Source organism: Streptomyces sp. NPDC048257 (genome assembly GCF_043201855.1).
Lineage (GTDB): Bacteria > Actinomycetota > Actinomycetes > Streptomycetales > Streptomycetaceae > Streptomyces.
This window is the reverse complement of sequence record NZ_JBICZI010000004.1, coordinates 182,556-195,358: the sequence shown is the minus strand read 5'-3', so window position 1 is coordinate 195,358 and position 12,803 is coordinate 182,556. Positions and strand designations below refer to the sequence as shown.

Here is a 12,803-nt window from a genome sequence, read left to right as displayed (position 1 = left end):
CCCCCTGGGTCGAGGACGTGAGAAGCCGGGGAGACGGGGGCGGACCCGTCTCCCCGGCTTCGGTCCTTACTGCAGCCCGGTGTGGATGGCGTTCGCGAGCTCACCGTTCGAGGTGTCGCCGCTGAACTCCCAGAAGAAGGCTCCCTTGAGGCCCTGCTGCTTGGCCCAGGTCATCTTCCCGGCGATCGTGGCGGGGGTGTCGTAGCTCCACCAGTTGCTGCCGCACTTGGCGTAGGCCGTGCCGGCGACGGTGCCGGTGGCCGGGCAGCTGGTCTTGAGCACCTTGTAGTCCTCGATGCCCTGTTCGTACGTGCCCGGGGCGGGTCCCGTGGCGGTGCCGCCGGGGGCTGCCTGGGTCACTCCGGTCCAGCCGCGGCCGTAGAAGCCGATGCCGAGGTTGAGCTTGGCGCCGGGGACGCCCTTGGCCTTGAGCTTGGCGATGGCCTCGGCCGAGTTGAAGCCGGCCTGCGGGATGCCGGCGTACGAGGTGAGCGGGGAGTGCGGGGCCGTCGGGCCCTGGGCCGCCCAGGCGCCGAAGAAGTCGTACGTCATGACGTTGTAGAAGTCGATGTACTGCGCGGCGCCGCCGTAGTCGGCCGCGTCGATCTTGCCGCCGCTGGAGGCGTCGGCCGTGATGGCCGCGGTGACCAGGTTGTTCGCGCCGAACTTGGCGCGCGTCGCCTGCATCAGGTTCTTGAAGGCGGCCGCTCCGCTGGTGTCGCAGGACAGGCCGCAGGCGTTCGGGTACTCCCAGTCCAGGTCGATGCCGTCGAAGACGTCGGCCCAGCGCGGGTCCTCGACCAGGTTGTAGCAGGACTGGGCGAAGGCGGTCGGGTTGGCCGCGGCCTGCGGGAATCCGCCGGACCAGGTCCAGCCGCCGAAGGACCACAGGATCTTGATGTTCGGGTACGCCTTCTTCAGCTTCCGCAGCTGGTTGAAGTTGCCCCGCAGCGGCTGGTCCCAGGTGTCGGCGACGCCGTCGACGCTCTGGTCGGCGGTGTAGGCCTTGTCGTAGTCGGCGTAGGCGTCACCGATGGCGCACTGGCCGTTCTGGACGTTGCCGAAGGCGTAGTTGATGTGGGTGATCTTGCCCGCGGTGCCGGAGGTGACCAGGTTCTTCACGTGGTAGTTGCGGCCGTAGACGCCCCAGTTGGTGAAGTAGCCGAGCTTGACCTTGCCGCCCGGGTCCGGGGGATTGACCCCGCCGGTCGTGGTCACCGTGGCGGAGCCGGAGGAGGGGCCGGTCTGGTCGGCGGTGTCGCGGGCGGTGACGCTGTAGGTGTACGTCGTGCCCTTGGTCAGGCCCGTGTCCGCGTAGCCGGTCCCGGTGACGGTGGCGATCTTGGCGGAGCCCCGGTAGACGTCGTAGTTCTTGACGCCCTTGTCGTCCGTGGCCGGGGTCCAGGTCAGGGTGAGCGAGGTGTCGGCGACATTGCTCGCGGCGGGGGTGCCGGGAGCCGTGGGGGGAGTGTCGCCGGGCTGGGTGCCGTCGCAGGAGACGCCGTTGACCTTGCAGCCGCCGGGGGCGCCGCCGCCCGCGCCGTTGAAGCCGAAGCTGGCGGTCGCCCCGGGGGCGAGGGTCCCGTTCCAGCCGAGGTTCTTGGCGGTCCAGTGCGTGCCCGAGCCGGTGACGGTGGCGTCCCAGGCCGAGGTGACCGAGGTGCCCGCCGGGTAGTCCCACTCCACGGTCCAGCTGCTGAGGGTGGTGGTGCCGGTGTTCTTCACCACCCACTTGCCCTCGAAGCCGGAGCCCCAGTCGGAGACCTTGGTGTACGTCGCCGTCGCGGAGGCGGCTGCCTGGGCCGGGCCGGCCAGGGCGACGAGCCCCGTGACGGGCAGGGCGAGCGCGGCCACGATCGCCGCGACTCGGCTGAAGAACCGGGTGCGCCCGGTGCGGGGTGGGGATGCTGTGCTCAAGGGTGATCCTCCGTAGGTCCGTCGCAGTCGTGGGGCCGACTGCGACATGGGGGTGGGACCTGCGCCGCCCGTGAGCACGCTTTGTCATGGCACGCTCACCACAGTGTTGCGGCGAGCGTAGAAAGGTCTGGACCAACCGTCAAGAGGTCCAGACCGGTGCGCTCCGAGGCGCCTATATCCCCAACTCCTGCGCCAGCACCGCCGCTTGGACTCTGCTGCGCAGCTCCAGCTTGCCGAGCAGCCTGCTGACGTGCGTCTTGGCCGTCGCCTCCGCCATCTCCAGGCGTACGGCGATCTCCGCGTTCGACAGGCCCTCGCCCAGCGCGCTCAGCACCTCCCGCTCCCGCCGGGTGAGGGAGGCGACCGCCGCCGCCCGCTCCGGCGCCGGCGTGGCCCGCGCCGGACGGGGAGCGGCGAACTCCGCGATCAGCCGCCGGGTCACCGCCGGGGCGATCAGGCCCTCTCCGCGCCCGACGGTCCGTACCGCCTCGATCAGTTCCGCCGCGTCCGCGTTCTTCAGCAGGAAGCCCGCGGCCCCCGCCCGCAGGGCCCCGAACACGTACTCGTCGAGGTCGAAGGTGGTCAGCACCAGGACATCGGCCAGGCCCTCCGAGACCACCTGACGGGTCGCGGACACCCCGTCGAGCCTGGGCATCTGCACGTCCATGAGCACGAGATCCGGCCGCAGCTCCCTGGCCAGGCGCACCGCCTCCTCTCCGTCGCCCGCCTCGCCCACCACCTCGACGTCACCCGCGCTGCGCAGGATGAGCACCAGCCCCGCCCGGACCGCGCTCTGGTCCTCCGCCACCACCACCCGAATGGTCATGCCTCCACCGCCTTCTCCTTCGCGGGCAGTGTCGCCCGCACCTGCCACACCGCGCCGGACCGGCCCGCCGTGAACTCCCCGCCCAGTAGTTCCGTCCGCTCCCGCATGCCGATCAGCCCGGCCCCGGAGCCGGGGGCGCGGGGGCCCGGCCGGTCCCCGTACGGGGAGTCCACCGACACCGTCAGCAGTCCGTCGGTGTACGCCACGCGGACCGCGACCGTGCCCGGGGCGGCGTGCTTGAGCGCGTTGGTCAGCGACTCCTGGACGATCCGGTACGCCGCCAGCTCCACCGGGGCCGCCGCGGGCTCGCCGGACGGCCGGTCGTCGTGCAGTACGAAGGTCAGCCCGCTCGCCGAGCCATTGGTCCGGGCCTGCCCGATCAGGGCGTCCAGGCCGTCCAGCGAGGGTACGGCGACCGCCTCCTGGTCGCCCCCGGCATCCCGCAGCAGCCCGATCAGGCGGCGCATTTCGGCCAGTCCCTGCACGCTGTTCTCGCGGATCACCCCGAGCGCGTCGCGGCTGGTCGCGGCCGTGTCGATGGAGAGCGCGGCGGTGGAGTGGATGGCGATGGCGGACAGGTGGTTGGCCACCATGTCGTGGAGCTCCCGGGCCATCCGGGCGCGCTCGGCGGCCACGGCCTGGCTGCGGTCCATCTCGGCCAGCAGCGCGGTCTGCTCGGCCCGCAGCCGGGCGGCCACGGCGATCTCGCGGTGGTTGCGCAGGGTGGCGCCGGTCAGGGCCGGGGCGAAGCTCACGATGCCGGTGAGCGCACCGATCAGCAGGGCCTGCGGATTGCGCAGCCAGGCCACCGAGGCGATGGTGACCACGACGGTGATCAGGCCGGTGGTGACCGGGAGCCGCCGGGCCATGGCCGGTTTTCCGTACACGACGGCGGCGTACATCAGATCGGTGAAGATCACGACGGTGGCGAGGCTGCCGACCGTGAACTGGTCGGCGACCACCCCGACGGTGCCGACGACCAAGGTCAGCTGCGGCATGGTGCGGCGCAGCAGCTCCATGGAGCCGAGGGCCACGAGGGGGACCAGGGCGGCCCAGGCCGGCAGGAGGTCGCGGTTCGGGCTGCTGTAGACCCCGAGCGACCAGAACCCCACGCCCGCGGCCGTGCCGATCACCGCGAGGAGGATGTCGTCTCGGTGGGGGCGCAGGTTCTTCGAGGTCACGGTCCCATCCAACAGGGTGTGCGGGTCCCGCACCTCGGCGGAGAGGCCGAGGTGCGGGTACATCGAACGATGCAGCCCCACATGGTCAACGGAGACGACGCATCGGGCCCGGCCGGACGGGAGTCTGGGAGGGAACGGAGAAACCGAGCGGACGGAGAGTCCCGTGATCGTCGCGCTGATCATCGCCTGCGAGGTCGGCTTCTGGGTACTGCTGGCGGCCGGTCTGGCCCTGCGGTACCTCGCGAAGATGCCCAGGCTGGGGGCGGCGGTCCTGCTGTGCGAGCCCCTGATGGAGCTGGTGCTGCTGGTCGTCACCACGCTCGACCTCAAGAACGGCGGCGAGCCGGACTGGAAGCACGGACTGGCCGCGCTCTACATCGGCTACACCGTCGCCTACGGCCACTACACGATCAAGTGGCTCGACGGGCACGCCTCGTACCGGCTGGCCGGGGGGCCGAAGCCGGCGGGCGCCGGGTACGGGATGGCGAGGGCCCGGCACGAGTGGAAGCTGTGGGTCCGTACCGTGATCGCCGCGGTCGTCGCCCTGGCCCTGCTGCAGGCGGCGATCTGGTACGTCGGCGACGCGGGCGACGTCAGCTCGTTCGAGGCATGGCAGTTCGGCGCCCTGCGCGTGGTCGGCATCCACGCCCTGGTCGCCGCGGCGTACACGGTCTGGCCGAAGAAGGCCCCGGCGGACGCCGCCGAGGACCGGCCGCTCGCCCGGCCCTAGGGGGTGTCTTGCCGGTCAGGCCGGGCTCGCGTCACCCGGCACGCGCCCTGATCCGCCCTGATCGACAAGTCCCCCCCTAGCGCTCGCCGCCGGGCACCCACAGCACGTCCCCGACCTCCTTGTTGGCCACCCTCGCCAGGATGAACAGGAGGTCGGAGAGCCGGTTCAGGTAGGTGGCGGTCAGCGGGTTCATCACCTCGCCGTGCACCTCCAGCGCCGCCCACGTCGAGCGCTCGGCGCGCCGGACCACGGTGCAGGCCTGGTGCAGCAGGGCCGCCCCGGGGGTGCCGCCGGGGAGGATGAAACTGCGCAGCTTCTCCACCTGCTCCAGGAAGTGGTCGCAGTCCGCCTCCAGCTTGTCCACGTAGAACTGCTCGACCCGCAGCGGCGGGTACTCCGGGTTCTCGGCCACCGGGGTGCACAGGTCCGCGCCGACGTCGAACAGGTCGTTCTGCACGCGGACCAGGACCTTCACGACCTCCGCCGACAGCCCGCCGAGCGCGATCGCGGTCCCGATGGCCGCGTTGGCCTCGTTGGCGTCGGCGTACGCGGAGATCCGCAGGTCGGTCTTGGCCGTGCGGCTCATGTCGCCCAGGGCCGTCGTGCCCTTGTCGCCGGTACGGGTGTAGATGCGCGTGAGGTTCACCATGCGGCCAGGGTAGACGGGCCCGCCGGGGGAAATCCGGGTGCGGTCGCCGCTCGCCGCGGTGGGCCGGATCCTCGCGGAGCTTCGCCTCCCGCAGCGGGAGATCCGCGCGCGGCCGGAGGCGGACGCGGGTGCCCGGGCGGATGCGCACCACCTCGCCGGCCGCGGCGCGGTGACCACCGAACCCGGCCGCCCGGGCACCGCGCGCAAGGTGCCGGGGCGGTTGCGTGCGCCGGCCGCACGGTACGGCGACCCCGGCGGCGCGTGAACTGGACGGCCGGGCAGGGCTGCTGGGCCGTACCGGTGTGATGTCCGTCATCTGAGACGTGACGCGTGTTACTTCACGGTCACACCGCACCGCCCGGGCGCTAGTCTCCGCCGGAGTGGCTACGTGACTGTGCCGTAGGGAAACGAGGGGTGTGTAGTGGCTGGGAAGCTCGCCGTCATCGGTGCCGGACTCATGGGTTCCGGCATCGCGCAGGTCTCCGCTCAGGCGGGTTGGGACGTCGTACTCCGCGATGTCACCGATGCCGCGCTGACCCGTGGCACGGACGGAATCAAGGCCTCCTACGACAGGTTCGTCTCCAAGGGCAAGCTGACGGCCGAGGACGCCGAGGCGGCGCTCGCGCGCATCACCACCACCACGGACCTCGACGCGGTCTCCGACGTCGACATCGTGGTGGAGGCGGCCTTCGAGAAGATCGAGATCAAGCACGAGATCTTCCGCGCCCTGGACAAGATCGTCCGCGAGGACACGATCCTCGCCTCCAACACCTCCGCCATCCCGATCACGAAGATCGCGGCCGTGACGGAGCGTCCGGAGCGGGTCGTCGGCGCGCACTTCTTCTCGCCCGTCCCGATGATGCAGCTGTGCGAGCTCGTACGCGGCTACAAGACGAGCGACGAAACCCTCGCCACCACCCGGGCGTTCGCCGAGTCCGTCGGCAAGACCTGCATCGTCGTCAACCGCGACGTCGCCGGCTTCGTGACGACCCGTCTGATCTCCGCGCTGGTCGTCGAGGCCGCCAAGCTCTACGAGTCGGGCGTGGCCTCCGCCGAGGACATCGACATCGCCTGCAAGCTCGGCTTCGGGCACGCGATGGGCCCGCTGGCCACCGCCGACCTCACGGGCGTCGACATCCTGCTGCACGCCACCAGCAACATCTACACCGAGTCCCAGGACGAGAAGTTCGCCCCGCCGGAGCTCATGCGCCGGATGGTGGACGCCGGGGACATCGGTCGCAAGAGCGGCCAGGGCTTCTACAAGCACTGAGGCCGTCCGGCCCTGCCACGGAGCACCACCGTTCGAATGCCTTCACCCCCCAGGGTGAATTAGGTATCGGTTCGCTCACGGTCGGCAACTTCCCTGCCCGTGCGGCAGTCAGTTGCAGTGAGAGTTGCCGACCACGGACCAGTCGGACCATACGTACGCAGTACTGCGGGAGTACACATGCACATCAGGGGCGACCACGCCGAACTGGCCGTCGGGGGCCGCCTCGACGTGCGCAGCGCGGCGGACGCCCGTACGGCCCTCCACACCGCCCTCGACGACGGCCAGGGCGACCTCGTGCTCGACCTCACCGGACTCGACTCCTGGGACGCGACCGGCCTCGGCGTGATCATGGGAGCGCACCGCCGCGCCGGCCGGACCGGCCGGCGTCTGGTGCTCCGCGGGGTACCGCCGCAGATGCAGCGGCTCCTGGTGGCGACCCGGCTGCACCGGATCCTCGCGATCGAGGGCGGGCTGGAAGCCGAGTCCCTGCCCCGCGTCTGACCGGCCGGCCGCCGGCCTCTGCATCTCCTGCAGAAACGTAACGGTCCGGTGGTGATCGCACCCCTGCGGTTTCCCGCACGACCGGCCACGGTCTAGGGTTCGGGCGGAAACCGGACCAGGAGCGACAGCGGGTGCGCTATGGCCGGGCGGTACGACGGCGAGGCGCGCGGCCCGCGATCGGGGGACTGGGTCATGGACCGTACACAGGGGCACGGCGAGCAGCACGAGCAGCCCACGGGCGGCTCCGTGCCCGCGGCACCCGCCGCGCCCACGGCGGCCCCGGCCGCCGGGCCCGCGCGGGTCGTGAGCCTGACCACGGGCGACTTCGCCCTCACCGTCAACCCGGTCGACGGCAGCGAGATCGAACCGCTGCGTCCCGGTACGGAGCCGGGCCGCCCCGCCAGGCGCGACGCGGCCGCCCGCACGGCCCGCGCCGCCGCCGCCCGGCCGCCCGTACTGCCCGGCCCCGCCGTCCCCGCCCGGCCCCTGCTGGGGCGCGAGGAGGAGCGCGAGCGGCTCGTCCGCCTGCTGGGCCGCGGCCGGTCCGTACGGCTGACCGGGCCCTCGGGATCCGGTCGCAGCGCCCTGCTCGACGGCGTCGCCGCCCAATGCGCCGGCCTCGCGCCCGACGGCGTCGTACGGCTCTCCGGACACGGGCACCAGCAGCCCGGTGAACTGCTCCACGCGCTCTACGCGACCGTGTACGAGGCCGAGCGGCAGCGGCCCGCGCGGGCCGAGCTCCTCGCCCGCGTCCGGGAGATAGGCGCCGTCGTCCTCCTGGACGACCTGGAGATGGGCGGGACCGCCCTCGACGAGCTGCTGCGCGCCACCCCCGAATGCGCCTACCTGCTGGCCGCGACCCCCGACACCCGGGCCCCCTCCGACGACTCGCACATCGAGGAGGTCTTCCTCGGCGGTCTGGGCAAGGCCGACTGCCTGGAACTGCTGGAGGCGGGCGTCGGACGGCCGCTGACGGACGAGGAGACCGCCTGGGCGGGAGACCTGCGCTTCGCCTCCGAGGGGCTGCCGCTGCGCTTCGTCCAGGCCGCCGCGCTGCTGCGCCGGCGCGACGAGCTCAACCACAGCGACGAGGGCGACGAGGAGGAGGAGCCCGGCGTCTTCGAGGGGCGCCCGCGCGACGCCGTGCACGTACCGCTGCCGACGCTCGCCGAGGGCGCGGCCCCGGCCGAGCTGCTGGCCTCGCGGGTCAGCGAGTCGGCCCGCGCGGCCCTGCGGATCGCGTGCGCGCTCGGCGGGGAGCTGCCGCACCACGCGCACCTGCCCGCGCTGGTGGGGGACACCCACGCCGACACGGCCGTGGCGGAGCTGCTCGCGTGCGGGCTCGTGACGCCCGTCGGGACCCGGTACCGGCTGGCCGCGGGCGTCGCCCGGCAGCTGGAGGAGGTCGGCTACGGGGACACCGCGTCGGAGGAGGCCCGCACGGCCGCCCGGCACTACGCCTGGTGGACCGGGCACGCCTCGGTGGTCCCGGAGCGGGTCGCGGCGGAGGCGGACGCGGTGCTCGCGGCGCTGGCCGGTGCGGACGTGGTCGCGGCGGTGCTGCTGGCCCGCACCGCGGCCCCGGCCTTCGCCGCCTCGCTGCACTGGGAGGCCTGGGAGCGGGTGCTGCGCTCCGGCGCGGAGGCCGCACGCAAGGCCGGGGAGGTCGCCGAGCAGGCGTACTTCCACCACGAACTCGGTGTGCTGGCCCTGTGCGAGGAGCGGCTGGACCGGGCACGGGCCGAGCTGGAGACCTCGATCGGGCTGCGGGGCGCGCTGGCGGACAAGCGGGGCACGGTCGCGGGCCGGCGGACGCTGGCGCTCGTCGTGGACCGGGAGACGGCGGGGGCGGCCGCGTCGCCGCCGCTGCGGCTGGAGGCACCGGCCGCCCCGGCGGCACCTCCGGAGGCCGTGACGGTGCCCACCCCGGCCGCTTCGGCTCCCAAGGCGACCCCGGCCCACCCGGCGGCCCCGTCTCCCAGGGCGACCCCGCCCGCCCCGGTGGCCCGGGCGGGCTCAGAGGCCCCGACGGCCCGCATGGCCCCGGTCCCCCCGGTCCCCCCGGTGGTCCCGGTGTCCGCCGAGGCGGTGTCCCGGATGACCCCGGTCGTGCCGGTGACCGCCCGCTCGGAGCCGCCCACCACGCTGTCGGAGGTCTTCGAGGACGCCTTCCCGCTGAACCCCAAGCCCGCGCCACCCGCAGCCCCCCGGCCCGCCGCCGCACCGTCCCCGGCCCCCGGCCGTCGCCGGCTGGTGCTGCTGGCCGGTGCGGGAGCGCTGACGGTGGTGGCACTGGGCACGGTCGTGAGCCTGGCGCTGAGTTCCTCGGACACCTCGCCGCCCGCCCAGGGACCGGCCGTGTCCTCGACCCCGACGGTCACGTCCCCCACGACGATCACCGGCAACAGCGGGAACGATCCTGCACCGGAGCCGCCCGTATCGGCCCCGGCGTCGCAGCCCGCGGAGCCCGGCCAGAGCGTCGCCCCGACCCCGGGCCGCACCCCCGCCCGGACGCCGTCCCGCCGTCCGTCCCCGACGCCGCCGGGCTCCCCGCAGCCCTCGTCCGTCTCGCCCGCGCCGACCACCGCGGGGCCCTCGCCCACCCCGACGGAGACCGTCGTGCCCTCGCCGACGGCGACCACCCAGCCGGGTACGGCCACCGCCACCTCCCCGGCCACGGGCACGTGAACGCCAACGGCTCCGTCCCTCGGGACGGAGCCGTTGCCTCGAACGTGCCGGAGGATCAGAACAGGCGGAGCTTGTCGTCCTCGATGCCGCGCATCGCGTTGTAGTCCAGGACCACGCAGTCCATCCCGCGGTCCGTCGCCAGGACCTTCGCCTGCGGCTTGATCTCCTGGGCCGCGAAGATGCCCCGGACGGGGGCCAGGTGCGGGTCGCGGTTGAGGAGTTCGAGGTAGCGGGTCAGCTGCTCGACACCGTCGATCTCGCCGCGGCGCTTGATCTCCACGGCCACCGTCGCGCCGGAGGAGTCCCGGCACAGGATGTCCACCGGGCCGATCGCCGTCATGTACTCGCGCCGGATCAGCGTGTAGCCCTCGCCCAGCGTTTCGATGCGGTCCGCGAGGAGTTCCTGGAGGTGTGCCTCAACGCCGTCCTTGATGAGCCCCGGGTCGGTGCCGAGCTCGTGGGAGGAGTCGTGCAGGACTTCCTCCATGGTGATGATGAGCTTCTCGCCCGCCTTGTTGATGACCGTCCACACGTTGGCCTCGTCACCGCTCCCCTCCTTGAGGGTGCACGGAGGCGACATCCAGTTGAGCGGTTTGTACGCTCGGTCGTCCGCGTGGATCGAGACACTGCCGTCGGCCTTCACGAGGATCAGACGGGGTGCGGAGGGCAGATGGGCGGTGAGCCGGCCCGCGTAGTCGACGGAGCAGCGGGCAATGACGAGACGCATGGTCGGCAACGCTACTCGACGAGAAGGCCTTCACGCGATTCGCCCCTGAAAGCCCCGTTCGCCGATGGCGCGTTGTATGCGCATTCTCCTGGTGCGTCACCCATGGGACGCCTACCGTGGTGAGCGGGAGGTTGTCGAGCGTGCACTCTGCGTCGCGACCTCCTTCCCTGCCCGTAAGACTCCGGCAACCCAAACAGCCGGGGTCGCGAGAGGAGAACCCATGTCGCTCGACGTCTCACCGGCCCTACTCGAACAGGCCGAGCGAGGCGAGGTCGACGAAGCCGCTTTCGTCGACTGCGTCCGGACCTCCCTGCCCTACGCCTGGGAGATGATCAGCTCGCTGGTGGCACAGCTGAAGGTGGACGGCGGACAGTTCGCCGACAACCAGACGCCGCCGCCGGACGAGCAGGCGCGGGGGCAGCTACTGCGCGCCCTCGCGAGTGACGCGATACGCGGTGCGCTGCAGCGGCACTTCGGAGTGCGCCTGGCATTCCAGAACTGTCACCGGCTGGCGGTGTTCCCGCTGGATTCCTCGGTGGACGACCGGCTGGCCAAGTTCACTTCGATCCGCGGTCAGCTGCTCAACCAGTCGCCGGAGCTGCGGGACTGCTAGGCGCTGTCGGGCCGTCTCCTTCGGAGCACGTCCGGCCACACCGGCCTGATCCGAAGGAAACGGCCCAGGTAGGACCGGCGGGTCTCAGCCGAGGCGGGGAAGGACTTCGGCGCCGAGCCGGCGTACGTTCTCCTCCGTCGCGGCGAGATCGCCGGAGCCCTCCGTCAGGAGGGCGAAGCGCGTGATGCCCGTCCGTGCCGACGTGGCCGCCAGCCGGTCCGCCGCCACCTCCGGGGTGCCCACCGGGTGCAGGTCGCACAGCAGTTCCGTGTAGGCGACCGGATCCCGCATCGCGCGCACCCGGCCGTCCACGGTCACATGCGCGTCGAGGCCCTGCTTGAGCCAGCCCGGCATCGCCTTCAGCAGGGTCTCGCGCGCGTCCGCCGTCCGGTCCGCGATCTGGCACACCCCGGCGGAGACGTGCCCCGCGCCGGCCACGTGCGCGCGCGAGTGGCCCGCCGCCAGTGCCGTGCTGCGCCACAGCGCGACCATCTCGGCCTTGCTCTCGTCCCCGCAGTGCATGCCGAGCAGCATCGGCAGGCCCCGCTGCGCGGCCATCCGCACCGACGCCGGCGAGGTGCAGGCCACGATGACCTCGGGCCCGGTCCCGTCCCCGTCCAGGGCCTCCGACGGCCGCGGTACGACGGCCACCTCGCGGAATCCGTACCGCTCGCCGGCGGCCCCCACCCGCGCCTGCGTCAGCCAGCGCCGCAGCAGGTCCAGGGCCTCGGGGAAGCCGTTCTCGTAACTGTCCAGGCCGCCCCCGAACACCTCCAGGTCGACCCACGGCCCCCCGCGCCCGACCCCGAGGGTGAACCGGCCGCCCGAGGTCACGTGCAGCAGGGCCGCCTGCTCCCCGAGGGCCACCGGGTGCACGCTCGGCAGCACGCTCACGGCCGTGCCCACCCGCAGCCGCCGGGTCCGGCCCAGCATCAGGGCCGCCAGGGTCACCGCCGACGGGCAGACCCCGTACGGGACGAAGTGGTGCTCGGCGAGCCAGACCGAGTCGAGCCCGGCCTCCTCGGCCACCTCGGCGGTCCGCACCGCCCGGTGCAGTGCCTCTCCCTGTCCCTGGCCCGGGAACTGGGCCGCCAGTACAAACGCTCCTACGCGCATCGCCTTTAGCCTCCTCGCGGCTGACGCGGCCTCCCCCAGGTGGACCGGTTCTTCCTATGGCAACAACGTCTGACACGTGCCAAAGGCACGGGCTGACAGGAAAGTTATTGGGATTGTCGGGCCATTCCTCTTCGCGCGTCCGCCGTCATCAGCCACCCTGCGGGTACCCGGCCTCGCTGCGCGTAGTCTGGGAGAAAGTCACTGCCGTCCGCCCATCCGTGAGGTATACGTGTCACCGCGCAACAACCGTCGCAGGGGCGGCGAGACCCCGGACGAACGCCCCAGCACCGGCCTCGACCGCTACGGGCTGGAGCGCACGGAGGAGTACCAGGGCGAGGACTGGAAGGTCCGGCACGTCGCCGGCGCGAGCGCGGCGGGCAAGCGCTACCGCTGCCCCGGCTGCGACCAGGAGATCCCCTCCGGCACCCCGCACCTGGTGGCCTGGCCCGAGTACGGCGGCGTGGACGACCGCCGGCACTGGCACAAGGCCTGCTGGAACGCGAAGGACCGCCGCACCTCGAAGGTGCAGCGGTCCCGCAACGCGCCGCGCCATTAGAGGTGTCCCGCGGATCGGGCCGGACCCTC

Annotated in this window: 13 protein-coding genes; 7 read left to right on the top strand and 6 right to left on the bottom strand. The window is 72.6% G+C overall.

From position 1 onward, the window contains the following. Positions 1-66: 66 nt before the first annotated feature. The 3 genes from ACGFZK_RS11460 to ACGFZK_RS11450 form a co-directional block, all read right to left on the bottom strand. A complete protein-coding gene (locus ACGFZK_RS11460; protein WP_393848648.1) occupies positions 67-1,965 on the bottom strand; it encodes a glycosyl hydrolase family 18 protein in 1,899 nt (632 codons plus the stop codon). 124 nt (positions 1,966-2,089) lie between these two features. Beyond that, on the bottom strand, positions 2,090-2,743 hold the full coding sequence (locus ACGFZK_RS11455; protein WP_393848647.1) for a response regulator: 654 nt from the start codon (positions 2,741-2,743) through the stop codon (positions 2,090-2,092). Beyond that, positions 2,740-4,005 (bottom strand): sensor histidine kinase, encoded by a 1,266-nt coding sequence (locus ACGFZK_RS11450; protein WP_393848646.1) that lies wholly within the window; start codon positions 4,003-4,005, stop codon positions 2,740-2,742. Before ACGFZK_RS11450 ends, ACGFZK_RS11455 begins: the two co-directional genes overlap by 4 nt. Positions 4,006-4,087: 82 nt before the next feature. Here ACGFZK_RS11450 and ACGFZK_RS11445 point away from each other — a divergent pair, with 82 nt between their 5' ends. Next, positions 4,088-4,654 (top strand): hypothetical protein, encoded by a 567-nt coding sequence (locus tag ACGFZK_RS11445; protein ID WP_393848645.1) that lies wholly within the window; start codon positions 4,088-4,090, stop codon positions 4,652-4,654. A gap of 76 nt (positions 4,655-4,730) precedes the next feature. Here the strand turns inward: ACGFZK_RS11445 and ACGFZK_RS11440 are convergent, their stop codons facing one another. After that, positions 4,731-5,303 (bottom strand): cob(I)yrinic acid a,c-diamide adenosyltransferase, encoded by a 573-nt coding sequence (locus tag ACGFZK_RS11440; RefSeq protein ID WP_393848644.1) that lies wholly within the window; start codon positions 5,301-5,303, stop codon positions 4,731-4,733. Between the two features lie 37 nt (positions 5,304-5,340). Between ACGFZK_RS11440 and ACGFZK_RS11435 the strand changes: the two genes are divergently transcribed. From ACGFZK_RS11435 to ACGFZK_RS11420, 4 genes are all read left to right on the top strand, one after another. Further along, positions 5,341-5,568 carry a hypothetical protein gene (locus ACGFZK_RS11435; protein WP_393848643.1) on the top strand — a complete coding sequence of 76 codons (228 nt, stop codon included), beginning with the start codon at positions 5,341-5,343 and terminating at the stop codon, positions 5,566-5,568. 156 nt (positions 5,569-5,724) lie between these two features. Continuing rightward, the gene (locus ACGFZK_RS11430) at positions 5,725-6,573 is read left to right on the top strand and encodes a 3-hydroxyacyl-CoA dehydrogenase family protein (protein ID WP_393848642.1); all 849 of its coding nucleotides are present in this window, start codon (positions 5,725-5,727) and stop codon (positions 6,571-6,573) included. 177 nt (positions 6,574-6,750) lie between these two features. After that, complete coding sequence (locus ACGFZK_RS11425) at positions 6,751-7,074, top strand: STAS domain-containing protein (protein WP_030386930.1); 324 nt, start codon at positions 6,751-6,753, stop codon at positions 7,072-7,074. 192 nt (positions 7,075-7,266) lie between these two features. Further along, positions 7,267-9,762 carry an ATP-binding protein gene (locus ACGFZK_RS11420; protein WP_393848641.1) on the top strand — a complete coding sequence of 832 codons (2,496 nt, stop codon included), beginning with the start codon at positions 7,267-7,269 and terminating at the stop codon, positions 9,760-9,762. Positions 9,763-9,817: 55 nt separating this feature from the next. Here the strand turns inward: ACGFZK_RS11420 and nucS are convergent, their stop codons facing one another. Next, positions 9,818-10,489: an endonuclease NucS gene (gene nucS, locus ACGFZK_RS11415; protein ID WP_393848640.1), complete on the bottom strand. Its 672-nt coding sequence runs from the start codon at positions 10,487-10,489 to the stop codon at positions 9,818-9,820. Between the two features lie 220 nt (positions 10,490-10,709). Between nucS and ACGFZK_RS11410 the strand changes: the two genes are divergently transcribed. Further along, a complete protein-coding gene (locus ACGFZK_RS11410; protein ID WP_031150500.1) occupies positions 10,710-11,102 on the top strand; it encodes an SCO5389 family protein in 393 nt (130 codons plus the stop codon). 84 nt (positions 11,103-11,186) lie between these two features. Here the strand turns inward: ACGFZK_RS11410 and ACGFZK_RS11405 are convergent, their stop codons facing one another. Next, positions 11,187-12,218 carry an LLM class flavin-dependent oxidoreductase gene (locus ACGFZK_RS11405; RefSeq protein WP_393848639.1) on the bottom strand — a complete coding sequence of 344 codons (1,032 nt, stop codon included), beginning with the start codon at positions 12,216-12,218 and terminating at the stop codon, positions 11,187-11,189. Between the two features lie 229 nt (positions 12,219-12,447). Between ACGFZK_RS11405 and ACGFZK_RS11400 the strand changes: the two genes are divergently transcribed. Beyond that, on the top strand, positions 12,448-12,774 hold the full coding sequence (locus tag ACGFZK_RS11400; RefSeq protein WP_393848638.1) for an ATP/GTP-binding protein: 327 nt from the start codon (positions 12,448-12,450) through the stop codon (positions 12,772-12,774). Positions 12,775-12,803: the final 29 nt, after the last annotated feature.

What these genes read in the sequence shown, in the direction of transcription:
- ACGFZK_RS11460 (WP_393848648.1), bottom strand. Translation starts at nt 1,965, where the DNA reads ATGTCGCAGTCGGCCCCACGACTGCGACGGACCTACGGAGGATCACCC.
- ACGFZK_RS11405 (WP_393848639.1), bottom strand. Translation starts at nt 12,218, where the DNA reads ATGCGCGTAGGAGCGTTTGTACTGGCGGCCCAGTTCCCGGGCCAGGGA.
- ACGFZK_RS11420 (WP_393848641.1), top strand. Translation starts at nt 7,267, where the DNA reads ATGGACCGTACACAGGGGCACGGCGAGCAGCACGAGCAGCCCACGGGC.
- ACGFZK_RS11455 (WP_393848647.1), bottom strand. Translation starts at nt 2,743, where the DNA reads ATGACCATTCGGGTGGTGGTGGCGGAGGACCAGAGCGCGGTCCGGGCG.
- ACGFZK_RS11440 (WP_393848644.1), bottom strand. Translation starts at nt 5,303, where the DNA reads ATGGTGAACCTCACGCGCATCTACACCCGTACCGGCGACAAGGGCACG.
- ACGFZK_RS11425 (WP_030386930.1), top strand. Translation starts at nt 6,751, where the DNA reads ATGCACATCAGGGGCGACCACGCCGAACTGGCCGTCGGGGGCCGCCTC.
- nucS (WP_393848640.1), bottom strand. Translation starts at nt 10,489, where the DNA reads ATGCGTCTCGTCATTGCCCGCTGCTCCGTCGACTACGCGGGCCGGCTC.
- ACGFZK_RS11410 (WP_031150500.1), top strand. Translation starts at nt 10,710, where the DNA reads ATGTCGCTCGACGTCTCACCGGCCCTACTCGAACAGGCCGAGCGAGGC.